23 protein-coding genes are annotated in these 23427 nt (G+C 35.2%); 10 read left to right on the plus strand and 13 right to left on the minus strand.

Translation table 11 applies throughout. From position 1 onward, the window contains the following. Positions 1–128: 128 nt before the first annotated feature. A complete protein-coding gene (locus H5968_RS09745) occupies positions 129–566 on the minus strand; it encodes a CAAD domain-containing protein (RefSeq protein WP_187039797.1) in 438 nt (145 codons plus the stop codon). Between the two features lie 731 nt (positions 567–1297). On the opposite strand from H5968_RS09745, the gene H5968_RS09750 reads away from it, so the two are divergent. Both H5968_RS09750 and pcrA read left to right on the plus strand, forming a co-directional pair. Continuing rightward, complete coding sequence (locus H5968_RS09750; protein WP_187039839.1) at positions 1298–3025, plus strand: ATP-binding protein; 1728 nt, start codon at positions 1298–1300, stop codon at positions 3023–3025. Positions 3026–3238: 213 nt separating this feature from the next. Next, complete coding sequence (gene pcrA, locus H5968_RS09755) at positions 3239–5569, plus strand: DNA helicase PcrA (RefSeq protein ID WP_187039798.1); 2331 nt, start codon at positions 3239–3241, stop codon at positions 5567–5569. A 41-nt stretch (positions 5570–5610) separates the two neighbouring features. On the opposite strand, the gene H5968_RS09760 is transcribed toward pcrA, so the two are convergent. The 7 genes from H5968_RS09760 to H5968_RS09790 all read right to left on the minus strand — a co-directional run bounded on the left by H5968_RS09760 (position 5611) and on the right by H5968_RS09790 (position 12057). Continuing rightward, positions 5611–7194, minus strand: a complete 1584-nt coding sequence (locus H5968_RS09760; RefSeq protein ID WP_187039799.1) for an Hsp70 family protein — start codon at positions 7192–7194, stop codon at positions 5611–5613. Between the two features lie 123 nt (positions 7195–7317). Next, on the minus strand, positions 7318–7869 hold the full coding sequence (locus H5968_RS09765) for a nucleotide exchange factor GrpE (RefSeq protein ID WP_187039800.1): 552 nt from the start codon (positions 7867–7869) through the stop codon (positions 7318–7320). 4 nt (positions 7870–7873) lie between these two features. Then, positions 7874–8374, minus strand: a complete 501-nt coding sequence (locus H5968_RS09770) for a hypothetical protein (protein WP_187039801.1) — start codon at positions 8372–8374, stop codon at positions 7874–7876. Next, positions 8371–9492 (minus strand): AAA family ATPase, encoded by a 1122-nt coding sequence (locus H5968_RS09775; protein ID WP_187039802.1) that lies wholly within the window; start codon positions 9490–9492, stop codon positions 8371–8373. The genes H5968_RS09770 and H5968_RS09775 overlap by 4 nt, the downstream gene beginning before the upstream one ends. Positions 9493–9700: 208 nt before the next feature. After that, positions 9701–9913, minus strand: a complete 213-nt coding sequence (locus tag H5968_RS09780) for a DUF2997 domain-containing protein (protein WP_187039803.1) — start codon at positions 9911–9913, stop codon at positions 9701–9703. Positions 9914–10030: 117 nt separating this feature from the next. Then, positions 10031–10405 (minus strand): DUF1257 domain-containing protein, encoded by a 375-nt coding sequence (locus H5968_RS09785; RefSeq protein WP_187039804.1) that lies wholly within the window; start codon positions 10403–10405, stop codon positions 10031–10033. A 62-nt stretch (positions 10406–10467) separates the two neighbouring features. Continuing rightward, complete coding sequence (locus H5968_RS09790; RefSeq protein ID WP_187039805.1) at positions 10468–12057, minus strand: AAA family ATPase; 1590 nt, start codon at positions 12055–12057, stop codon at positions 10468–10470. 105 nt (positions 12058–12162) lie between these two features. Between H5968_RS09790 and H5968_RS09795 the strand changes: the two genes are divergently transcribed. Next, complete coding sequence (locus H5968_RS09795) at positions 12163–12858, plus strand: DUF4145 domain-containing protein (protein ID WP_187039806.1); 696 nt, start codon at positions 12163–12165, stop codon at positions 12856–12858. Positions 12859–12921: 63 nt separating this feature from the next. Here H5968_RS09795 and H5968_RS09800 read toward each other — a convergent pair whose 3' ends face one another. Continuing rightward, the gene (locus H5968_RS09800) at positions 12922–14043 is read right to left on the minus strand and encodes an SUMF1/EgtB/PvdO family nonheme iron enzyme (protein ID WP_187039807.1); all 1122 of its coding nucleotides are present in this window, start codon (positions 14041–14043) and stop codon (positions 12922–12924) included. 429 nt (positions 14044–14472) lie between these two features. Between H5968_RS09800 and H5968_RS09805 the strand changes: the two genes are divergently transcribed. After that, positions 14473–14718: a hypothetical protein gene (locus H5968_RS09805; RefSeq protein ID WP_187039808.1), complete on the plus strand. Its 246-nt coding sequence runs from the start codon at positions 14473–14475 to the stop codon at positions 14716–14718. A 121-nt stretch (positions 14719–14839) separates the two neighbouring features. Next, complete coding sequence (locus H5968_RS09810; protein WP_187039809.1) at positions 14840–15262, plus strand: type II toxin-antitoxin system VapC family toxin; 423 nt, start codon at positions 14840–14842, stop codon at positions 15260–15262. 417 nt (positions 15263–15679) lie between these two features. On the opposite strand, the gene H5968_RS09815 is transcribed toward H5968_RS09810, so the two are convergent. Both H5968_RS09815 and H5968_RS09820 read right to left on the minus strand, forming a co-directional pair. After that, a complete protein-coding gene (locus tag H5968_RS09815; protein ID WP_187039810.1) occupies positions 15680–16060 on the minus strand; it encodes a HEPN domain-containing protein in 381 nt (126 codons plus the stop codon). Next, positions 16057–16380 (minus strand): nucleotidyltransferase domain-containing protein, encoded by a 324-nt coding sequence (locus H5968_RS09820; RefSeq protein ID WP_187039811.1) that lies wholly within the window; start codon positions 16378–16380, stop codon positions 16057–16059. The genes H5968_RS09815 and H5968_RS09820 overlap by 4 nt, the downstream gene beginning before the upstream one ends. Before the next feature lie 391 nt (positions 16381–16771). Between H5968_RS09820 and H5968_RS09825 the strand changes: the two genes are divergently transcribed. Next, a complete protein-coding gene (locus H5968_RS09825; protein ID WP_187039812.1) occupies positions 16772–16969 on the plus strand; it encodes a hypothetical protein in 198 nt (65 codons plus the stop codon). 297 nt (positions 16970–17266) lie between these two features. On the opposite strand, the gene modD is transcribed toward H5968_RS09825, so the two are convergent. Beyond that, positions 17267–18109, minus strand: a complete 843-nt coding sequence (gene modD, locus H5968_RS09830; protein ID WP_187039813.1) for a ModD protein — start codon at positions 18107–18109, stop codon at positions 17267–17269. Between the two features lie 157 nt (positions 18110–18266). Between modD and H5968_RS25105 the strand changes: the two genes are divergently transcribed. The 3 genes from H5968_RS25105 to H5968_RS09840 all read left to right on the plus strand — a co-directional run bounded on the left by H5968_RS25105 (position 18267) and on the right by H5968_RS09840 (position 20041). Beyond that, positions 18267–18458 (plus strand): hypothetical protein, encoded by a 192-nt coding sequence (locus H5968_RS25105; RefSeq protein ID WP_222620633.1) that lies wholly within the window; start codon positions 18267–18269, stop codon positions 18456–18458. A 721-nt stretch (positions 18459–19179) separates the two neighbouring features. Then, entirely contained in the window at positions 19180–19407 is a 228-nt protein-coding gene (locus H5968_RS09835; RefSeq protein WP_096565792.1) for a photosystem II protein, Psb35-related, read from the plus strand. Between the two features lie 271 nt (positions 19408–19678). After that, positions 19679–20041 carry a four-helix bundle copper-binding protein gene (locus tag H5968_RS09840; RefSeq protein WP_187039814.1) on the plus strand — a complete coding sequence of 121 codons (363 nt, stop codon included), beginning with the start codon at positions 19679–19681 and terminating at the stop codon, positions 20039–20041. A 688-nt stretch (positions 20042–20729) separates the two neighbouring features. On the opposite strand, the gene H5968_RS09845 is transcribed toward H5968_RS09840, so the two are convergent. Beyond that, the gene (locus H5968_RS09845) at positions 20730–22319 is read right to left on the minus strand and encodes a helix-turn-helix domain-containing protein (RefSeq protein WP_096565796.1); all 1590 of its coding nucleotides are present in this window, start codon (positions 22317–22319) and stop codon (positions 20730–20732) included. 752 nt (positions 22320–23071) lie between these two features. Here H5968_RS09845 and fdxB point away from each other — a divergent pair. After that, complete coding sequence (fdxB, locus tag H5968_RS09850) at positions 23072–23365, plus strand: ferredoxin III, nif-specific (RefSeq protein ID WP_096565798.1); 294 nt, start codon at positions 23072–23074, stop codon at positions 23363–23365. The last annotated feature ends 62 nt before the right edge of the window (positions 23366–23427 follow it).

Genomic DNA, 23427 nt, shown 5'->3' on the forward strand with positions numbered 1-23427 from the left:
ACTGGGGAAGAAAATTAAAAGTCAAAAGTCAAAAAATAGGGAACAGGGAGCAGCGAACAGGGAACAAGAAATATTTATTTTGCTCCTGCCTCCTGCCTTTTGCCTCCTGCCTCCTGCCTGCTTAAAAATTAAGATTCCGAAGAGTCTTTACCTACAACTTGTGATTTGAGGGTTGTAATTTCACTGGTTAACTCTTGCCGAGTTGAAGCTTTGAGTAAATAGCGATACACAAACCAGGCAGAATAACCAATACCAATCAATTCAAAGGTAGGTGCTACCAAGGGAATACCATTGAGAGAATCTAGTACAGCCAGTAAAACCTTAACAGTGACAATTGCTGTAATCACTAAACCAATGCTAATTATAGGCTGCTTGTATTGATTAAAGAAGTTACCCGCATAGTCAGGTAATGTGCCTAAAAAGCCAGAAACTTGCTGCCCATATTTGAGCCATTGCTCTTGAGACTGTGCAGGAGGCTGTAGTTTGGTGATGCTTCCTGCTTGGGTGTTGATATCTGGGATTGTTGTTTCTTTTGACTTGGTTTCTGTATATTCTGGTTCTTGCATTTTCACTTCCATAATTTTGACAGTGGAGTTTTCTTAATCATCACTATTCTGACCACAAGACTGTTTACTGAGCAATGGACTCCTGAATCAGTACAATCAGGTTGAGGTCAAAAAGGGTTTTTAGTGTTTGTAATAGGTATTATCACCTTAATGACCGTCTTACCTTTGCTGCATTAACAGTAAAGTAAATCAAAGTAAATCCAGAAAATAATTAGATATTGTTCGTGCATCAAGGATGTACGCCTGAATCTTCCAGCTTATATCCCCAACTCACATTCTTGTAGTCGGGGACTTACGCCGATGTTGTTAAACGCTGATTTAATTTGCCTATTTCTCACTATTAAAGCTATATTCAGCCAGATTCGTCAATTGGCTTTTTCATCTTGAGGGCGGTGCGTTCGCCTACATCCACTGCCTAAAGTCCGATCAAGTAAGCTGTTGTGCCTTTAACTTGAATAATTAATACAAGCAAGATGCTTGTGCTACTGTAACTTCAGGTTGTTTAATTATACAATTTAGCTGCACATCAGCTTATCTCTACCAAGTTCCGATACTTTATCGGGCGTGGTTTTGGCTCACTCGATTTTCTTATAAGTCCATGCTATTATCTGGAAAAGAATGATTTAATCCTGTTATCCAAAAGGATAAATGATAATTTAATCATATTTAAAGTCATTATCAAGGTTAAACTTGGTTGGTGATATTTGTAGGAAGGTTAAGAAAATGCTGGGATACCAGATCAAAAGCTTTACCTTGTTGACAAAAGTTGGGAAAGCAAAAAAGTGTCAACTCAAGAGCCAAAAATAGATGAACTTCCAACAATAGAATTTCCCTCCCGTGGGAAACTTAAAGCTAGTTCATGGCGTATCCATCAAAAAATTGGCTATGGCTACTTTGTAGCTATTGGAATAGGCTTTTTTGGTTCCTTGACAGGGTTAGTGCTGGCCAACTACTACCGAGGCAGAGAAGTCCGACAGTTCCATCAAGCTAAACAGCAAGAACAACTACTGAATAATTATAAAAATGCCATATTTGAGGCACAGTTGCATAGCGCGAATTTAGTGGCTGTTTTAGAAAATACACAAAAGCGAACCCAGAAAAAAGATGAATTACTGACTTCTTTTGCTGAAGCTCAAAAATTAGACACAAAAATCAGCGCATATATTAGCAGTAAGCCCGAGACTTTAGCTGCCAATAGCAACACTTTACAAACTTTATTATCAGATTATTCTAGTAATTTTAAAGTTTATATTGAGCAAGTAGAAAAAATTTTACAAAAACTTGATAATAATGCTTTACAGTCTGAACAAGTAGAAACTGTACGCAAAGAGTTACTGGAAGTTATGAACAGTAACACTATCGAGGATCTAGATAATTTATCAAATAAGTTGACGAGAATTTTAAGAACGGCGCAAGAACAAGAACAGGATAGGCAAAACGATGTAGAGGAAGCGAGATTTGTAGAAAGAACAATTTTTATAGTCAGTATGCTGCTATCTGTGGCTATTGCAGCTGTGGTAGCTTGGCGTACCAGTCGAGCGATCGCTGAACCTGTAATTACTGTCACTCAAGTAGCTGAACAAGTGGCCAAAAAATCTAATTTCGATTTACGCGCTCCCATCACCACTGATGATGAAATTGGCTTGCTGGCTAAATCTCTCAATCGCTTGATTGAGCGAGTATCTGAACGCACTAAACAACTCGAACAAGCCAAAGAATTAGCTGAAGCTGCCAGCACAGCAAAAAGTCAATTTCTTGCTAATGTCAGTCACGAGCTACGCACACCGTTAAATGCAGTTATTGGTTTAAGTCAACTTTTGCAAGATGATGCTGCTGATTTTGCTGCATCCCCAGATTTTATCACTGATTTAGAAACTATCAATTCTGCCGGTAGACATTTACTAAAACTCATTAACGATATCCTGGATGTGTCAAAAATCGAAGCTGGAAAAATGACTCTTTACCCAGAGACATTTGATATTACAAATTTGATTAATAATGTTGTTCTCACAGTTAAACCAGCTATGGAAAAAAATGGCAATACTTTACAGGTGGACTGTGATGATAATCTAGGGACAATGTATACTGATCAAACCAGGATGCAACAAGTATTATTAAACTTACTCAGTAATGCTGCTAAATTTACCACTAACGGCAAAGTGACTTTGACGGTTAAGCATGAAAAAATCAAATTACGTCAAGACGCGCCCTTGAGTGTAATTAGTTTTACTGTAACTGATACAGGAATTGGAATGTCCCCTAGTCAGCAGCAGCAGCTATTTCAACCTTTTACCCAAGGAGATAATTCCACTACGAGGAAATATGGCGGTACTGGGTTAGGATTGGCTATTAGCCGTCATTTTTGTCAAATGATGGGGGGTGAGATTATTGTCAAAAGTCAGCTTGGTGTTGGTTCTACTTTTAGAGTCAATTTACCTTTAAGCACAGGTGACAGGTGACAGGTGACAGGTGACAGGTGACAGGTGACAGGTGACAGATGATGGGTGATGGGTGATAGAGTTAAGAGTTAAGAGTTAAGAGTTAAGAGTTAAGAGTTTGTTGGAATCTGATATTTCTTGACCCAAGTTGCTGAGGATATTGTAGTCTGACCAATAGCTACAATTGATAAATATCATTTTACAGATATCACTGCATCGCTCTTTCACACACCTATGACTACAAATATTGATTTTCTCAGCCATCTTAACCCCAGTCAACGCATAGCAGTTGAACACTATTGCGGACCGTTATTAGTTGTCGCTGGTGCGGGTTCTGGTAAAACTCGTGCGCTTACTTACCGTATCGCTAATTTAATTCTGCAAAACCGTGTTAACCCTGAAAATATTTTAGCGGTGACTTTCACTAACAAAGCTGCACGGGAAATGAAAGATAGGATTCAAAGGTTATTTGCTGAACAATTAGCAATTTCTCAACATGGTCAAAAGTTTGATTTATTACCAGAATATGAACAAACTCAATTGATATCTAAAGTTTATCGCACTACTATCAAAAATATGTGGTGTGGCACTTTTCATAGTCTTTTTTCTCGCATTCTCCGCTTTGACATCGAAAAATATCAAGATGAAAAAGGACGACGTTGGAATAAAAACTTTTCTATTTTTGATGAATCTGATGTCCAAAGCTTAATCAAAGAAATTGTTACTAAAGAACTTAATTTAGATAGTAAAAAATTTGATCCTAAATCTGTGCGTTACGCCATTAGTAATGCTAAAAACCAAGGTTTATCACCCCAGGAATTTGAACGGGAACAGCCAAATTATCGGGGTCGGGTAATTGCTGATGTTTATAATCTTTACCAAGATAGATTAGCACAAAATAACGCTTTGGATTTTGATGATTTAATTTTAATCCCCACGAGATTATTTCAACAAAATGAACAAGTTTTAGGGTATTGGCATCGGAAATTTTGTCATATTTTAGTAGATGAATATCAAGACACCAACCGCACTCAATATGAATTGATTCGTCTGTTAGTAACTAATGGTGAAAACAGAAAGAGTGAGTGGGATTGGCAAAATCGGTCTGTGTTTGTGGTGGGTGATGCTGACCAATCAATTTACAGTTTTAGAATGGCTGATTTTACCATATTACTAGAATTTCAACAAGATTTTGGTGATGGTTTAGAGGATGATGATACCAGAACAATGGTAAAATTAGAAGAAAATTATCGCTCTTGTGAAAATATCCTCCAAGCTGCTAATGAACTAATAGAAAATAACACCCAACGTATTGATAAAATTCTCAGAGCTACACGAGATGCAGGGGAAGCAATTTATTGTTATAAAGCTGATGATGAAATAGCAGAAGCAGATTTTGTGATTAATCAAATTCGCACTTTAGAACATCAAAACCCGGAATTAAATTGGGGTAGTTTTGCTATTCTTTATCGCACTAATGCTCAATCTCGACCTTTTGAAGAATTATTAGTAAAATATCAAATTCCTTATACAGTTGTTGGGGGAATGAAGTTTTATGACCGCAAAGAAATTAAGGATGTTGTCGCTTATTTAAGAGCAATTAATAATCCAGCAGATACTGTTAGTTTATTAAGAGTTATTAATACTCCTCGTCGGGGAATTGGTAAAGCTACTATTGACGCTTTGATGAATGCTTCTCAACAATTAGGTACAACTTTATGGGAAATATTAAGTGATGAAACATCAGTAAATACTTTAGCTGGACGTGCAGCCAAGTCTGTGAATGGTTTTGCTAGTATAATTCAGAAATGGCAAGAACAAATTACAAAAATTCCCGGTTCTGAGATTTTAGAAGGAATTTTAGATGATTCTAACTATATTCGGGATTTGATGGAACAGGGAACGGATGAAGCTGATAATAGAATCAGTAACGTCAAAGAATTGTTTAATGCTATCACTCAGTTTGAAGATGACAATAAAGGTGATGATATTTCCTTACAAGCGTTTTTACAAAGTGCGGCGTTAAGTTCTGATTTAGATAATTTAAAAGAAGGACAAACAGCAGTTTCTTTAATGACTTTGCACGCTTCTAAAGGTTTAGAATTTCCTGTAGTATTTTTAGTTGGGTTAGAACAGGGTTTATTTCCTGGTTATCGTTCCTTACAAGATCCAGCATCTTTAGAAGAAGAAAGACGTTTGTGTTATGTGGGGATAACACGCGCTAAGGAAAGATTGTATTTATCCCATGCCAGAGAAAGAAGGTTGTATGGTAGTAGAGAACCAGCTTTGCGATCGCAATTTTTGGAAGAACTACCCCCAGATTTATTAACCACCAAACGGAAAAATACCCGTACTTTCACTAAATCACCATCAGCAAAAACAAATAATCAAGGCGCATCAGAAAATTGGCAAGTAGGCGAAAAAGTCTTACATAAAACTTTTGGCATTGGTGAAATTACTCATGTTTTTGGAACGGGTAATAAGATATCTATAGCGATTAAATTTGCTAGTTTAGGTCAAAAAATCATTGATCCGAAAGTAGCGCAGTTGCAAAGGATGGAATAAAAGGGACTGGGGACCATTGACTGGCGCTTAGAGATATTATCTTACCTCAATTTATAAATTTCACCTCTATTAACTAATATCTCTGCTGTTAATAAATCCTTAACAGTTGCTAACAAAATCCGACGAGAATCAACTTCAAATAATACTGATATTCTATCAAATCCTGCTGCCCCTGGAGGGTTAAGTTTTGCTACACATACCTGTTGATGTTGGGTATCTAAGGAACGGTAACTTTCTTGATGTTGGAGAGTGCTAGAAGTCATTCTACCTAAAGCGTCAAAAGCTATTTCTGTTTGTGTCATATCACCTAATTCCCCAATATCTAAACGAATTTCTGTTTGTCCATTATTTGCTGTTTGTAAGGTTAACCATTGGGAACTTTGACAAGGATATTTTGTACCTTTGGGAAATATAGGATGATAAATATAACTTTTGCTGTAATTATCCCATAAACGAATCGCGTAACTATGACGCAAAAAATCATCTATTTCTGTAATTTGGGTAATTGCTAACGCACCATGACAGACAGCATCAAAGGGTTTATTTAATTTTACCTTACTTTTACCAAAATAAGAACTGATTAATTGTTGAACTGCGGGAATTAAACAACTTCCTCCCACTAATAAAACTTGTTCAATATCATTTTTAGCAATACCTTTTCTCAGTGCAAATGTTAAAACTTCATCTAACGCATCGCGTAACTGTTGTAAAAATTGTCGATATTCTAAAATTTCTTCTAATTTTTCACGGGTAATTTTTAACTCATAAGACATAAAAGATTCATCATCAAACCAACTTTCGGAAGCAGTTTGATTTTTAGAAAGTTGAATTTTTAAACGTTCAGCAATTTCTAAAAGATTTTGATAACTGATTTTACCAACTTGTTCAGGTGTGAGATTTTGCGATCGCAAATAATCATCAACTATCCAAACATCAATATCTTCACCACCTACATAAGCTTCTGATTTTGCTAAAACCTCAGCACGTAAGTTATTATTATGAGAATTATTAATAGTTCTCACTAAACTTAAATCCAGAGTTCCCCCACCAAAATCAACTACTAAAATTAATTTACCGGGAGATTTTACAGCATAACCTAAAGCTGCTGCGGTAGATTCATCTATAATAGAAACATGGGGAACATTTAATTTATTACCTAACTCTCGAAACCAATCTAAATAACGTTCAAAAGCACCAACAGGAACGGTAAAAACTAAATGACTAGGTTCTATATTCTGCTGTTTAATTTCCTGCCAAATAGTTTGGATAAACAACTCAGAAACAGCAACAGAATTATAACTAATTCCATCAATTTGACGTGGTGGTGGTTGATAATCTCCAGCTAAATCACGTTTAAACTTTTTAAATAATCTTTCTGGGGGATAATTTTGAGAAAGTCCTAAACGTTGACTTTTCACACCTTCACCTAATATAATCTTATCAGGTGCTTGAATAAACATTAAACTAGGAATAACCGGATATTCTAATCTTTCACCTTGAGGAGTAACACCCACAAATACACGGGATAAATTAGGGAAACGTAAACTTTTAGGTTGTTGGGTATCAACTTCTAAAATACTAATTACAGTATTACTCGTACCAAAATCAATTGCAATAGTAGTCATAAATTTAGGAGTCAGGAGTCAGGAGTCAGAATAATAAATCAATATAATTAACTTCTCTTTATCTTCTTTGCGTCTACCCTTCGGGATCTCCTGACGGAGATTGCGTCTTTGCGTGAGATATATTCAATTATTATTAAAACCTCCTGGTAAAGTGCGACTAACTTTTGCAGGATAGAGAACTTGATCACCATTTTGATAACCAATAAACCGAATATAAACTAAATCACCTTCTTGAATATCATCACTATCAGCTTGATGTATTTGGGGATTATAATTAACCTGTTCCCAAGTTTCCCCAATCACAGTATAACCCCAACTGTCCATTAAATTATCTAAAGATGTAAATAGGGAAACGATATTTTTAGCAGGTAAGTCAGGTTTTGTTAAAGCCATTTTTTTGACTGTGGGATAATTACTAAGTAAGGTTTGCAGTTGGGTAAAGGTTTCATTTTGAAAATCAGTTTTTAATTGTTGAGATTGTTGTTTTAATTCTTCCCGCAGTCGTTGACATTGTAACTCTAAATCTTTGATTTTATGTTCTGTATCTGTTGCGGTTGTATTTTGATGTTGAATAGATGTATTTTCCTGAGTTTCGGGAAATAGGAAACGCAGAATAATATAAAAGATGATAGCGAGAATTAGACCGAAACCGATATGATTAATTTGTTCTAGCATATTATTATTTCTCGGGTGAATTTGCAAACAGAAATGGTTTAACAGATAAAATCATTCGTTCTAACTCAGGTTTATTGTCTATGAGAACAGGATGTTCCCATAATCCATTTTCCCTTTCAGAGCAAGCTTTAGCAAGTGCTTGTCCGATATTCTCACGACTTTGTTTAATATCTCTTTGAAGACTTTCTGGATTAGGGTTGAACACCAAAATAAATACTCTATTTTTTATATCTTCAGGAATACATTCTTCTACATAACTTCCTCTATTTTGATAGACATCACGATCAATGATTAATAAGATATGTTTGTTAAGATTTTGTCGCAGTTGGGGAATATATTTTTTTTCAAATTTATCTTTAACATTTACCCATCCACGCGCTTTTTGTAGACATTCAATCTTATCCGCATCTACGTTTAAATTTAGACAAAATCCGTTAACAATATCATTATGAGCCTTATCTTCTAATAAGATGAGAAGATGTGGTCTATACTCATTTGGACTCATAATTCTATATCTCCACAAATTAGGTCATCAATCAGATCAACTCGATCTCCACGACCAGGTATCTCACTAATTAACCTAATTAAAGTTGGTTCTAAGTGACTTTTCCGATCAAGGAAAAAGGTATTTTCATCAGAGAATTTTTTGATTGCTTCAGGATTGTGAGAAGTTACTAAAAGTTGTCCATTATTTGTAAATGAACGTCGTAAAGACATAGTAAAATGACCTACTACCGATAGAGAAAGATAATTATCAGGTTCATCCCAAAAGCAAAAAACCGGACCATAGAATTGATTAGCAGCTAATACCACAGCACAAAGAAAAAAGCATTTTTCACCATCTGATAAATCTTGAAAATTAACATTTAAAGTAGCTTGATTTTTCTCAAATCTAACGATTAGACTTTTCACGTCTTTACCAATAGTTTCATTGACAAAATCTTGAAAGTCTGGCATAAGTTTTCGGAGATATTTGTCAATTTCTCTATAGGCCGCAGGATATCTACCCAGTAAACCAGAAAACCATTCTCCAATATTTGTACCATCTTTTTTTGGTTGTAAAGTTTCCCCGTGAGAATCTCCAGTCATTAAACTAGGAATTGGTGCTAAAATAATCATCTCAGCCAGCCAATTCTTTAAAACATAAAGACTATCATTACTAATTATTGGCATAGCTACTAAATGCCAATCTACAGAAAACTGAGCTTCTTTATTTTGGGTATTACTATGAATAGTAACTTGAGCGTTTTTTCGAGAGTAAATTGCATTTCCATCAACTAGAAGTTGTTCTTCAAAAACTCGCAGTTCTTGAAAATTTTCTGGTAACTCTAACGCGAGAATATACTGATATAATTGATTTTTCAGTAATACTTCTATTTCTAAGCGAATGGGAACTTCAAACTTTCCATAAGCAAAATCATTTCGTACAATAAGATTATTTTTTTCAAGTTCACGTAGTCTATTAATTCCTCTAGCAATAGATTGAAGTACCTCTAATGCTTTAGCAATAGTTGATTTACCTGTACCATTTTTGCCAATCAATATAGCAGATGGCATATCTTTTATTTTCAGTTCAAAGTTTTCTAAACATCGGAAATTATTTACATATAGTCTTTGAAGCATAATAAAGCCGTTCCTAGAAGTAAAAAATGAAGATTCTTGGGCGGTGATATACCCATTATAGGTTCAAATACCCAACTTATCTAAGAAATTTCTCGTTCCCAGTCTCCAGACTGGGAATGCCATTTTAGAAGTTCTACCTCTATTTTATCATGAGGCAGAGCCTCTTTTTTGCATTCCTTGTCAGAGACAAGGAACGAGTAATGATAGTTTATTGTTGTTGTAAGGTTTGATTTTCAGCGATATTAATATTCTCTTCTCCTTCGTAATATTCTGGTAATAATTCCTGAGATTCTATTTCTCCTAAAGATTTTTCTAAACTTTTTGTAGTTTCCACACAACTAGAACCAGTGGCATTTAAAACCCGTTCTACAATTTTACCATCTTTACCAATGCGATATTCAATCTTTTGATATTCTGCCATAATGATTTTTCCTGGTTAATAATGTTAACTGTCCTTAGATCCCCGACTTCTTTTAACATCTTATCAATCAATAATTAATTTACGTCAGAAGTCGGGGATCTTTTTGTGCTTTCTTATTTAAACCCATTTACCAACAACAACCCGCACCGTACCATCTGCTAAAACTTCCTCTTCCTCTACATCAAAACCTTCAGTTTGTATGGTTTCCATCAAACTTCTATGGGCGTATTTTTGACTTATTTTATTAATAAACTCCTGTTGATTAATTTTCGCACCCCAAAAATCTGCAACCAATTCATAACTTTCTGCATTTTTACGAAAACCTAAATCATAACCATTAGCTTGTTTAATCACATATTCAGCATGAGTTTTATTACCGATATAACCACGAACCTGAGAATTTAACTCAACTTGATAACCTAACTCTTGCAATATTTGATAGAGAACATCACCATTTTTAATTTGTACTTTGATAGTTGTAAAATGAGACATAAAAAATCAACTCCTTTTTTCATTTATGAATTATCAATTGTCAATTATCAATTATCAATTATTTAATCCACCTCCAAAGGACCCAAACCTTGCTGCTGAGAATAAACCTTTAACTCCTCCATTAACAGTGTATCAATAGAAGCCGTTCTTGCGCCAGCTTCCGCCGCCCAACGTTTTAAACTGGTAATTTGTTCCTTAGCAATAGCCGCCAAAGGTACAGTTTCCGATATGGCATCTAAAATATCTTCTGTGTTAAAATCCCGCCTATTACCATCTATTAAACTACCAAAAGCCCGGTGCATTCCATCAATAATTACTTGTTGAATTTCAGCACCGCTAAAATTTTCCGTATTTATGGCAAGTTGCTGTAAATCAAATTCTCGCAGTCGGGAATGGCGAACTTTTTGAATGTGGACTTTAAAAATATCATGGCGTTCATTTTCTGTGGGTAAATTTAAAAAGAATATTTCATCAAATCGCCCTTTTCTTAATAACTCGGCTGGTAATATTTGCACATTATTAGCAGTAGCCACCATAAACACGGGACTGGTTTTTTCTTGCATCCAAGTTATTAATGTTCCAAATACTCGGCGCGATGTTCCAGAGTCACCATCAACCCCACTATTAATATTACCAAATGCTTTATCTATTTCATCCATCCACAATACACAGGGTGATATTGCTTCTGCTAATTGTATCATTTGGCGAATGCGATTTTCACTTTCTCCCACTATTCCTCCAAATAATCTCCCCACGTCTAAACGTAACAATGGTAAACGCCATTCGTGGGCGATAGTTTTGGCTGATAATGATTTTCCTGTTCCTTGGATTCCTACTAATAAAACGCCTTTGGGGTTGGGTATGCCATAACGTCTTGCTTCTTCGGTAAAAGCATCTTGACGCATTCGCACCCACTGTTTAAGATTTTCCAAACCACCGACGTTTTTTAATGATTCATTGGATGTGTAAAATTCTAAGATTCCTGTTTGGCGAACTGCTTGTTTTTTCTCTTCTAAAACTCTATCAATATCTGTTTCGTTGACTTGTCCTTTGGCTGCTAAAGCGGCGGCTAAAACTCTTCTAATTCTGGCGCGACTTAATCCTTGACAGGCTTTGATTAATTGTTCTTTTCCTAGTCCATTTAAGTTAAGTTTTTCGGGGACTATTAATTGATGAATTAAATAATCTATTTCTTGGATGTTGGGTAAGGGAAAATCAATTACTGTAATTTCTTCTTGTAGTTCTGGGGGAATGGTTAAAGTATGACTGGTGAGGATGAGGGTTTGGCGTGTGCGTTTGAGTTGACGGGTGAGGTTTTTGATAGCACGAATTACGGGAGCATTTTTTTCTGTTTCGGGGTTTTTGAGGATAAAATGTATGTCTCGTAATACAAAAATTGTGGTTGTATTTTCTGGGGTTTTGGTAATTCTTGATAATGCACCCATGACTGAACCTTTATCAGTTCCGTTGTCATCCCAACCGGTGACGATATCCCATAATAATAGTTGTCGTGGTGTCTGGGATATTTGGGTGAGTTGTTGCAGGACTTGTTCTATTGGTTCTTCTTCGACTCCGACTATATATAGTAGGGGATAGCGGGCGCGAAGCATGAGGTCTATTTGTTGGATGAGTTCTTGATGGGGGTTATTCATTATGTATAAATAGGGGGGTTAGTTGTTAATGTATCAATTTTTTAATTTTTTTAATATACAAGATAGTTTTATATTATCATAACAAAAAGTCAAACTATAACATATATGTCTAATAATGAAAAAAGATGCCCTCATTGCAATGAAAAGACCTTAATAAAAATAACAGAAGGCAAATCTCCTACTATTAATCATTCTGAGTCCGATGTTTGGGAAGAATATTGTTGGAAGATTTTATTCTGTAACGACTGCAAGCAAGTAAGTGTTATTCAAGAATCATATTCAAGTGAAAATATAAAGGAAGTCTATGATGAAGAAACTAAGGAATTTTCCTACATACCAGAAGTTTCAACAGAATTATTATATCCCCAAATTAAACAGTTTGGCATGGGATACAAACACTTTAAATCGCCTCGTATATATCAGGAAGCGATACACTTGTTCAAATGCAAATTATATGAAGAAAGTGTAAGTAAATGTAGAAAAGCATTAGAAGCACTATGTTTAGATTTTAAAATAAAAAAAGGTAAGTTAGAGAAGAGAATTTTAGTCATGAAGGAAAAGGAATATTTTGATGAAATTTTATTTAATTGGGCAGAGATTATAAGATTTTTTGGAAATCAAGCAACACATGATTACCATGAATATCATGAAAATATAGCTAAAAATATTATAGATTTGACAGGAGCTTTGATTGAATACTCATTAGAGTTGAGACTTAGAAAATTCAAGGTAAATGAACAGTTTAAATATTTAACACAAGAAAAGAAAAAAATAGATGAAAAGACTGTTATGGAGCTTTAAATTTTCTCTAAAGTTACAATTACTAATTGCTAAAGCGCAAAAGAGTAACAGTATAAATGGCTATTAAGTCCTCGCCGCACCACCACATACAACCCGAAAACCAAAGTTGTTGAAGGGGATGGGGCGGTCGATGTAGCGAAAAGCAGAACGGCAATAGTCAGGATCGTTGCTCCACGAACCACCGCGCAGCAGTGTTCTGGTAATATTCTCTTCAATATCTAGCCATAAGCTTCCATCTGTCGGCGCACCTTCATAGTTACTATGCCAATGATCTTGACACGACTCCCATACATTGCCGTGCATATCGTATAATCCAAAGTTATTGGCTACTCCAAAACTCCCTACTTCTGTTGTTTCTTTTCTATAAACTCCTTTGGGTTCTTGTCCATAAGTAGAGTAACCATAATAGTTGGCTAAATCCGTTGTAATCGCCTCTCCAAAGTGAAATGGTGTGGTAGTTCCTGCTCTACAAGCATATTCCCATTCCGCTTCACTTGGCAGTCTGTAGGTTTTTCCGATTTTTTGGCTTAACTTTTCACAGAAAGCCACCGCATTATTCCAATTAGAGAACTCAACAGGACGATTACTACCTTTGGAACGAGAAGGGTTATTTCCCGTGATAGCTTGATATTGTGCCTGTGTTACCGGATATTTTCCCATAAAGAAACTAGGAACAGTAACTTGGTGTTGAGGACTTTCATTATCTCGTCTTCCCGCTTCATTTTCTGGTGAACCCATCATAAAAGTACCACCAGGAATTGCAGCCATTTCTAATTTGACACCATTACCCACATCTTCAGTAAAATATTTGGCTATACGTTGCTGTCGTTGAATAATTTCTCCAAATTTGTTAGTTGTTACTACTTCAATCTTTTCTAGTTTTAACCCTTGGAGATTAGAAATTAATGCTTGTTTAACTTTTGTTTCTGTTCTGTCACTTAATATTAAATAAGCCGTATTTTGAATATCCCAAGATTTATCCTTTAAACTTGCAATCACTAAATCTAAGCCCTGTTCTCCATAATTCACAGCTTGCTTAAGTGCAGCAATTCTCACCTTTGCATCTGGATTTTGTAACCGCAATTTTACCCCTTCAATTCCACCTAAAACGGCTGCACCTTCTAGTGATGGACTATTACCACCAAGCACAGCATCGTATTCTCGCGGTTGTTGTGGATTATTCATGATTGGTTAATGGTTGGTTTCATGTATGCTGTATTTAAAATAGCATATTTGGGTAATTTTGCTAGTTGTTTAGATAAATTTAATATTGTCTGAATCAGGATGTCCAGGATTTAAGGATGTACAGGATGTGATTGGATGATTTTTTGTTGTGTGGTGAAAGTTGTGGTTGTCTGAATCAGGATGTCCAGGATTTAAGGATGTACAGGATGTGATTGTTTGATTATTGGTTAGGTGTTGATGATTAGTATGAAGAAAGGTTAATTTTTATGAAATTACTTTAATAATCAATACATGATTCACGTCTAGTAATCATCAAATAATCATCCTATTAATCCTATAATCCTGGGTATCCTGATTCTGACAGTTGACAGATTATAATTAAAATACAGTACAATATTGCCTATAACCTAGTAAATAAAATAGATAATTATGAATGTACAACTTGTTGACTCGCTTGTAGAAATTGTTTCCAAATTAACTCCCGAAGATCAAAAACTTTTTTTATCTAAACTTTCTCATAGAAATATAATTCCATCAGCAGAACAACAAAATTTAACATCAGCAGAAAAAGCCGCAAAATTTCAAGAATGGTTATCTCAATTTCCTCAAAGTAGTATTACCCTATCAGATGAAGCATTGCGTCGAGAAAATATTTATGATGATAGAGGGATATGAAAAGCTATTTACTTGATACGAATATTATTCTTAGATTTGCAAATTCTCAATCTCAGGAATAAGCTGTTACACAGCTAAATTGTATAACCCTAATGTTCTGAACTCTTGTTTAACAGGCAAGATGCCTGTTCCACTTATACAAATTAAATGCACAACAGCTTACAATCTGATACGGAATACTATTTCTGAAATTTTATTACGAGGTGGTCAATGTTTTATTACCTCTCAAGTAATCATTGAATTTTGGGTTGTTGCTACTCGTCCTGTCAATGTTAATGGCTTAGGATGGACTGTAGAACAAACAACTCAAGCAGTACAAATGTTAATAAGTCAATTTGATTTATTAGCAGAAACACCAGATGTATTTTCTATTTGGTTGAACTTAGTAACAACATATAATATTTCTGGTAAACGAACTCACGATATACACATATTAGCAGTGATGATTGCTCATAATATCAGCCATGTTTTAACTTTAAATCCTAAAGATTTTATAGATGTTCCTGAAATTACAATTATTCATCCTGAAAATATGAATAGCTAAGAATATAGCATATTATTGTCAGAATCAGGATGTCCAGGATTTGAGGATGTACAGGATGTGATTGGATGATTATTTGTTGTGTGATGAATGTTGTGGTTGTCAGAATCAGGATGTCCAGGATTTGAGGATGTACAGGATGTGATTGTTTAATTATTGGTTAGGTGTTGATGATTAGTATGGAGAAAGGTTAATTTTTATGAAATTACTGTAATAATCAATACATCATTCACGTCTAGTAATTATCAAATAATCATCCTGTTAATCCTCTAATCCTGGTTATCCTGATTCAGACAAAAGCCTAATTTTTATGAATTGACTATAATAATCAATACATCATTCCCGTCTAGTAATCATCAAATAATCATCCTGTAAATCCTTTAATCCTGGTTATCCTGATTCTGACAAAATAGCCTCAATTTATAAATAATCAATATTTGCTTTGGCAAAATTCAGAATTTCTATAGTTCTTTGAATAATCAAATCCGCATCATCTTCTGTAATATTAGGATCAGTATTATAGTCACCGCGTAAACGAGTTCTTTCTGCATCAATTAAATAACGATGAAATTCACGAGGAACTCTTTCTGTGCGAGCAAATTTTTCTCCAAAAGCAGCAATAACGGCTGAATGTTTAGAATAAGCTAGTCCTTCTCCTTCTAAAAAAGCTGTAGCAATATAAAACATAGCATAATAACCACGAGAAACAGCAAATTCAGCAAAACCTTTTTGGTTAAGTTCCACTGCTGCTTGTAAACTTCTCTCTGCTTTTTCTAACAGTCTTTGTTGTTCAAGATTCATATTACTAAACCATCTTTTCTCACATTACGGAAAAACCCACTATCATGATTTTCTAATTGTTGAGAATTAGCAAAAGCGCAACTGATTAAAACATTATATTCTAGGCATAAATCAGCAATTAATTGACTAATTCTTTCACTTTCTTGAGAATAATTAAAAACATCTTTTAATACAATCAAAATATCAATATCTGAATCGGGTTCTGCTGTTCCTCTAGCTTGTGAACCATATAAAATGAGTTTTTCTAACTGTTCTCCATAAAGTTGTTTTAAGTTTTTCTGTACTTGGGTTAAAACAGTGGAAATAGGTTGATTTAGCATAATTTTTAATCAACAATTACTCTGAGTTAATGGTTACTTTGATGTATCCTATATTCAAAATAGCATATTATTGTCAGAATCAGGATGTCCAGGATTTGAGGATGTACAGGATGTGATTGTTTAATTATTGGTTAGGTTTTGATGATTGTTATAGGGAAAGGTAAATATTTATTAAGTGTGATGTAAGAAGAATCAATACATAAACAACAGTGATTAACCATCAAATAATCATCCTGTTAATCCTATCATCCTGGTTATCCTGATTCAGACAAAAAATTAAGTTAATACTCATTAACCATTAAATAATCATCCTGTTAATCCTTTAATCTTGGTTATCCTGATTCTCACAATATGTTACAATTTGAATTGAGAGAAACAGGAGCATAAAACTATGCCATTAATCAAAATACCAAAACATTATCTTGTATCTCAAGATGAAGATTCAATTATAGTAGATGTACCTGAATCAATGCTATTACATTGGAAAAAAGACTATGAAAAAATTAGTAAAGCTAAAGGTATTTTAAAACATAGAAAATCTGCTATGTTAGCTCATTTAGATCATCTGCGTCAGGAGTGGGATAAATGAGATATCTTTATGATACAAATATTTTTATTTACTATTTAGGGTTTGCTGAATAAACCTAAAACCTTGATATATCAAAGGTTAGAGGCTGATAAACACAGAAATTAGTGCAAGGGTTTTGAAGGGTATACCAGAAAAAGTGTGCATTTTTTGGGATTTCAAGAGATGGCAAAGAAATTTTCCAATCTCCTCCTGACTCCTGACTCCTGACTCCTGACTCCTATGCCCTCACGGAAAGACTTTCTCAGCAACCCCTATTTAGCCGATGTTCGCTCGATAACCACCTGATTCAGACAATTATTACCTCCGTTTCATCTTCGCCCCAATATCAGCAGGTTTACCAAAATACGGGTAACTTGTCACCAAAATATCTACCCCTGTGCTGGCATAATTCCTGACATTTTCTAAATTAATTCCACCTGCTGCTGCTAATTTTAAACCTGGATATTTCTGCTTTAATTCTGTAACTAAACCACTAAGTTCTACAGTAGGAATTTTATCAAATTGAATTAAATCAACTCCTGCTTCAGCCACCATCCAAGCATCGGTTTCTGTTTCCACTTCAATAGCAATTTTTTGTTCTGGAAATCGTTTTCTCATTTGGTTGATACGTTCACTTATTTCTGCAATACTATCTATAAATAGTAGGTGTTGTTTAAAAATCAAAACTGTTTCTGATAGTCCTAAACGGTGGGGAGTAGCACCACCAGCTAAAATTGCTTTCATGGAAATAATTCTTGTACCAGGAAAGCATTTGCGAGTGGTGACAACTGCCACATCAGAATTTACATTTTTAGCAGCATCAACCAATTCTTTTGCACGGGTAGCAATACCAGAAGCGTATTCCATTAAATTTAACGCTACTCTCCAACCAATATGTAAAGCTTCCGCACAACCACTAGCTTTGAGAATTAATTGCTGTGCTTGTAAACAAGTTCCACTTTCTACTAAATATTCAACTTTTGCACCGCATTTTTCAAATACTCTTGCTGCTTCTTCTGTTGCACAAATAGTCATGGTGTGACGGGTAGAAAATTCAATTTCTCCTAATTCTTTACCTATATTTAATCCATAGGTAGTTAAATCGAGAAATGGGACATCTTCTGCAATTAATTGTGCTATTTCTTCATCAGAAAAGAACATTCTCATATCAGATCCGTTGGAATAGTTATATTATCTGTGAGGATAGGCAAAAGGCAAGAGGCAAGAGTGAAGAGGAGAAAGTTGATTAGTTGATTATCAGTAATTAACTGGACTTGATATCATTTATTTTGTCCGTTGGAATAGGGAACATATCTGTTTGAGGGGGGGAACAGGAGGGAGATGGGGAGATAGGGAGGTAAATAACCCAATCACCAATCACTATCATAGACTGTTGCCCCTAGTTGAATTGCGATCGCAATTACATCTTTATTACTCTCCCCATGAACGCAGAGACAATTACTCAGCTACTGGTGATTTTGTTGAGGCTGGTAATAGACATCTCTGGTAATGAAATGTGCATAACCTGAAACCCATTCGTAGGGACAATTCATGAATTGTCCCTACATTGATTTTCAGAGAGGTTTAATGGGTAATGTTCCTCTGCTATATAAAACCTAGACAAAACTAGACTTTACTTTCTACTTCAACGGGAGCATGGGAGCAGTTATCCCTCAGTAGACTTTCACGCCTTAGCCAGAGGCGATTGTGTTCCAATTAAGTTTCTGAAAAAGACTACCACCATCATTGCTTGGTTTTCGCGTCGGCAATAGTCTCAATTCAATACTTGATATCACCGTATTATATATCAAGTAGTTGATTTTTTCCTAAAAATATATTGATTTTTGTCAATACAAGTATAGTTTTGTCGGTGTTGCTGATTTTGGGGATGAAAACAATATTGCATATATTCAAACCCCTTGTAGAGACGTTCCATGGAACGTCTCTACACACAAAAAACATCCCGCATTTATGCAATGCCGTTTTGTCTATGAAATTGTCAACTTAGGACTTGCTCTAACCAGCAATTGATCTTATTTATACACCAAACTACCATATAGTAGTACAGTAATTTATTTAGTCTGAGAGTGTGGAATACTCTACCACAAACATCGGTTAGCACAACTGGGGAACATTTGACAATTTTGAAAACAATCTGTTACATTTATTTACATAAAGCAATAAAAATTAAGACACAAAAGTTAAGACACAATAAAAACACGAGGTTAAAGATGACTATCTTAATTGCATTATTAGTTGTAGGTTGGGTTGCTGCTTCTGTGATTGGTTCTTTGGCTTACTTCATGGGTGAACAAAGCAAGCCTATCCATGAACGGAACTGGCGTTCTGAGTCTTTTGCACAATTGGCTAAGTCTATTACTGGCATGGAAATTGATTACAGCGATCGCACTCCTGCCTATGCGATGGATGCTTATGCCAGTCGCACTCTACCCCAATAGTAGTACATAACGCTTAATCAAATGCCCATAGATCCCTGTTTTCTTCAAGAAGACAGGGATTTAAATATTCAACGGTTTTCTTTTCCAATAGAAATTACTGCCAAAGTAGCAAGAAAGATTCTGATTTTGTTGTTAGTATTCATTGTCGGAATTATCGGCTGATCAATTCAGGGCTTCCCCTATTATTTACCCTGAAAACATCAGTAATTAATGTGGTTATTAGTCTAATTCATGACTATAAATACGCATCAAAAAATCAGGAGTATTTGCTATGATGATGATGATGACTGAATCCATGACTAAGGAAATGCAAACTTGCATGAATGCTTGCATGGAATGTCATAAAATATGCTTGGAAACCATGACTTACTGCATGAGCAAAGGTGGTAGGTACATGGATATGGGCATGATGAGCATAATACGTGACTGCTCTGAAATGTGCATGATGTGTACAAATATGATGATGAGTGGTTCTGAATTTATGGAACGCACTTGTATGCTGTGTGCGGAAATGTGCGATCGCTGTGCTGCTGCCTGTGAAACCATTAGCGATGACAGCAAAATGAGAGATTGCGCCGCAGCTTGTCGTAGATGTGCGGAAACTTGCCGATCAATGCAAATGGCGCGTGCTTAATTTGAATAACTAGCAGATTAACTATTATCAATTTATCTGCAACCTATTTAGGCGCTCAGGCTGTGGTGGTTTGGGCGCTGATCAATTGAAAATTGACAATTGATAATTGTTTCATTCAACGTTTAATATCATTACCATAAATTGTCTGATTTGTCAATGCCCCTATTTCTCACCCGCAAACAACAGCAGGGAATTTTGGTAAATCTCGTGTCAGGATTTTTTGATAAATTTTTGATTTTTTGGGTTATTTCTTTTTTGGCTATCCCTGAAGCGTTTATCAGTCAAGGCTTGTGAACTTGTGCTAAAAGATACATCTTAAAAATAGGCACAATAGGACAATTTACAAATTCTCTTAAATCATAGCAGATGGCTGAAAGTATTGCAAGCTCGTTGATAAATAAAAATAATTCTCAATTAAATGTTAAGAAAATATAAAGGGAAAATTTGGAAACTTATATATTTTAAAACTGTTTCTAGATTTAGATAAGATTTAATTATTAGAAAACACCCAATAGCGATCGCTGTTTACTTACTTAAGTTTACCCAGTAAATTAAACTAGAGGCAGAGCCTCTGTAATAACATTCCCAGTCAGAGACTGGGAACGAGATAATTCTTACGTAGGGGTAATTCATGAATTACCCCTACTTTAAATTACCCCTACTTTCGTTCTGTTTTGCACAAGTCCTGTTAAAGAATATTCAGCACCCTCCTTAATAAAGCTTGATCTTCAGGTTTAGGTTTCAGACGACCATTTTCCACATCACGAATCCAACTTTGACTTTTACCTGTTAACTTTGCTAATTCTCTTTGGGAGATATTGATACTTTTGCGGGCTTGAGATACTTGTTCAGCTAATAAATTATCCGTAGTTTTGACGGTTTTTTTACTTCTCACATTACGCCGCTTTTTTTTCTCAGCATCTGCACTGATATTTTCCCATTCTGGTGGTAATTCAAAAGATAAAATCCGGGCATTCATCAACATATTCCACTTACCACGGGGACCGCTATCTGTAAGTCGATGATCACCACCACCGTCATTGATCCAAAACTCTAAAGCCTCATCTGGATCTTCGGGAATATCAACTAATTTTGCCCATAACGGTTGGATTTCTATGGGGTAGGTAACAGGATCAAAAATTGGCTTAACTCCAGAATGATTGAGAACTTCCAAATCATTTTCAAAAGTTCGTAATAAACGCTTACGTTCATCTCGCAATCTGGAAGCTAAGTTAATTTTTTCCTCACCATAAGCAACACGCAGTAAAGTAGGAACAGTAATCCGTTGTTCTCTACCCATCTTGGTTTTAAAAAGTAACCATAACATCAATCTGACTGCGCCTTCATGTTGCTGCCACAGACTCATAACAGTAGTTAACAGCGTTTTCGGCAGACTACCATATTGATAGAAACCAGTCCGTTCTTTACAGCCTTGTTTATTTAAAAAATGCTGCGCCCAAAGACCGGCTTTAACTTTAAATGTCAACCCAACTAAATATTTACATCCCTGTGCATCTTCCTGAAAATGATGATGAATATCTGTTAAATGCCACAAAGGACTTTCTTTAACAGAAAAACCGGGAACTTTACCTCTTGCTTGCCAGTCAATAGAAACAACCAGAGAGCAAGCTTGTTGAACGATGTTTTTAATTAAACATAACTTGGCGGTTTTGTTGAGGTCTTTACGTTTTTCTAATCCCAAGTATGCTTCAAATTGTCGCTCATCAATTGAAAACTCTTGTTCCCAGGGTTGATCTAAAGTTGTAGCATAGGCAGCAAAAATCAGATGAATACAAGCAGCTCGAAGATCAAGATTTTCAATTGTTGGTAAATTTTTAGCCCGGTTACTAACTTGAAATGAGTCCTGAAGCTGAAAAGAAATTGCACCCCGACCTTGATTAACTTGTCGGCTATAGTGTAAATTACCTGCTGCATCTGTTTCCCATTGTAATGATTTACGTTGTGCTAATAAGTTGCAAGCTTCCCAAATAACTATTGCCGAAGCAAAGGGATGATTCTTGCCATTAGAAAACAAATTAGGACTGGTAGGTTCTCGCGCTTCAACTTTGCATCTGCCTTTTTTTGCTTGCCAGGGTATGGGGGAATTTGTAGGACAAGCAATTACACATTGCGGTTCTGGATAATAACCCTCACAATTGTTACAAAGACAAGGATCAATCCAATATTCGTTATTTTCGATTTTGATTGCACCCGTAGGACATTGGGGGCGGCAGTTATCACATCCATCGCAATTTTTGTTAGGAATTGTATAAGGCATAAGGCTGCTTCCTAGTCTAATTGCTGAGATGTTTGGCTCAAGTCTACCCTCGATGTCTCGTCTTGATTCATAACTTGCTACCAAATTATCTCCATGACAAGATCAGTTATTCAGTTAACAGTTATTGTCTTTGAGTATTGACTGTTCACTGTTGATTTTTACCTGTCACCTCTTTGGGACTTTGAAAGTAAGGCTTCATTGCTTCTTCATTAACTATACATTTCATAAAGATTTCGCTAAGTTTGTTCATAATGAGCTTGGAGAATTTTTTTAATATTTGTGTTCTGCTTTCACAGGAAATCTTGACAAAAACTGTTTTTAAATAACATCATAAAAATTGGAAATTGTTTTTAATTAGTTAATGTTTAAATTCCTGTTCACTAACTGTTTACTTCTGATTGTTGATTATTTAGTATCTGCAAATACTGTCAAAATTATTACTTTAACCTTATGGACTATTTTCTACTTGTTGATTTTTGCGAAAACCTATCAATAAAAATATCAAGATATAAATTATCTTGATCTAAAAAATAACTGGATTTTCCCTTTGAATACTAAGGATCGAGTAGAGATTTTTTAATAAAAAATTGCATCTAGCCTAGAAAAATATTCGAGATAAATTGACATGATTTTTCAAGTCAGCAAAACTTGATAAAAAAGTTAATTTTTATCAGCAAAATGCCAAAATATTAGGCTACTATTAAGAGTAAATCACCAAGAAAATTGTAAGCGAAATTGCTGAGGTTAGATTCATGGCAACATTAACAGGATTGACATTTGGCGGTAAGTCTTGGACACCTAAATTTGTTACAGAAATTGACAAGGATAAATGTATTGGTTGTGGCAGATGTATTAAAGTATGTGGTTACACAGTTTTAGGGTTGATGGCATTGAATGAAGAAGGTGAATTTGTAGAAGATGAAGATGATGAAGAAATTGAACGCAAGGTGATGGTAGTTGCTCACCCAGAAAATTGTATTGGTTGTGAAGCTTGTTCTCGTATTTGTCCCAAAAATTGTTATTCCCATACAACATTAGACCAGTAATACCTATGGGCATCAACTACAGTCAGTAAGTTACAAGGAGAAAAGAAATTGTTTAACTCCTG

Origin of the sequence: Sphaerospermopsis sp. LEGE 00249, from assembly GCF_014299995.1 — a bacterium.
Classification (GTDB): Bacteria; Cyanobacteriota; Cyanobacteriia; order Cyanobacteriales; family Nostocaceae; genus Sphaerospermopsis; species Sphaerospermopsis kisseleviana.

Coding starts and splice junctions, on each gene's coding strand:
- H5968_RS09745 (WP_187039797.1), bottom strand. CDS start 566: ATGCAAGAACCAGAATATACAGAAACCAAGTCAAAAGAAACAACAATC.
- H5968_RS09810 (WP_187039809.1), top strand. CDS start 14,840: ATGCCTGTTCCACTTATACAAATTAAATGCACAACAGCTTACAATCTG.
- fdxB (WP_096565798.1), top strand. CDS start 23,072: ATGGCAACATTAACAGGATTGACATTTGGCGGTAAGTCTTGGACACCT.
- H5968_RS09790 (WP_187039805.1), bottom strand. CDS start 12,057: ATGAATAACCCCCATCAAGAACTCATCCAACAAATAGACCTCATGCTT.
- H5968_RS09835 (WP_096565792.1), top strand. CDS start 19,180: ATGACTATCTTAATTGCATTATTAGTTGTAGGTTGGGTTGCTGCTTCT.
- H5968_RS09800 (WP_187039807.1), bottom strand. CDS start 14,043: ATGAATAATCCACAACAACCGCGAGAATACGATGCTGTGCTTGGTGGT.
- H5968_RS09820 (WP_187039811.1), bottom strand. CDS start 16,380: ATGCTAAATCAACCTATTTCCACTGTTTTAACCCAAGTACAGAAAAAC.
- H5968_RS09815 (WP_187039810.1), bottom strand. CDS start 16,060: ATGAATCTTGAACAACAAAGACTGTTAGAAAAAGCAGAGAGAAGTTTA.
- H5968_RS09770 (WP_187039801.1), bottom strand. CDS start 8,374: ATGAGTCCAAATGAGTATAGACCACATCTTCTCATCTTATTAGAAGAT.
- H5968_RS09775 (WP_187039802.1), bottom strand. CDS start 9,492: ATGCTTCAAAGACTATATGTAAATAATTTCCGATGTTTAGAAAACTTT.
- H5968_RS09795 (WP_187039806.1), top strand. CDS start 12,163: ATGTCTAATAATGAAAAAAGATGCCCTCATTGCAATGAAAAGACCTTA.
- H5968_RS09840 (WP_187039814.1), top strand. CDS start 19,679: ATGATGATGATGATGACTGAATCCATGACTAAGGAAATGCAAACTTGC.
- H5968_RS09845 (WP_096565796.1), bottom strand. CDS start 22,319: ATGCCTTATACAATTCCTAACAAAAATTGCGATGGATGTGATAACTGC.
- H5968_RS09825 (WP_187039812.1), top strand. CDS start 16,772: ATGCCATTAATCAAAATACCAAAACATTATCTTGTATCTCAAGATGAA.
- H5968_RS09760 (WP_187039799.1), bottom strand. CDS start 7,194: ATGACTACTATTGCAATTGATTTTGGTACGAGTAATACTGTAATTAGT.
- pcrA (WP_187039798.1), top strand. CDS start 3,239: ATGACTACAAATATTGATTTTCTCAGCCATCTTAACCCCAGTCAACGC.
- H5968_RS09805 (WP_187039808.1), top strand. CDS start 14,473: ATGAATGTACAACTTGTTGACTCGCTTGTAGAAATTGTTTCCAAATTA.
- H5968_RS09785 (WP_187039804.1), bottom strand. CDS start 10,405: ATGTCTCATTTTACAACTATCAAAGTACAAATTAAAAATGGTGATGTT.
- H5968_RS09780 (WP_187039803.1), bottom strand. CDS start 9,913: ATGGCAGAATATCAAAAGATTGAATATCGCATTGGTAAAGATGGTAAA.
- modD (WP_187039813.1), bottom strand. CDS start 18,109: ATGTTCTTTTCTGATGAAGAAATAGCACAATTAATTGCAGAAGATGTC.
- H5968_RS09765 (WP_187039800.1), bottom strand. CDS start 7,869: ATGCTAGAACAAATTAATCATATCGGTTTCGGTCTAATTCTCGCTATC.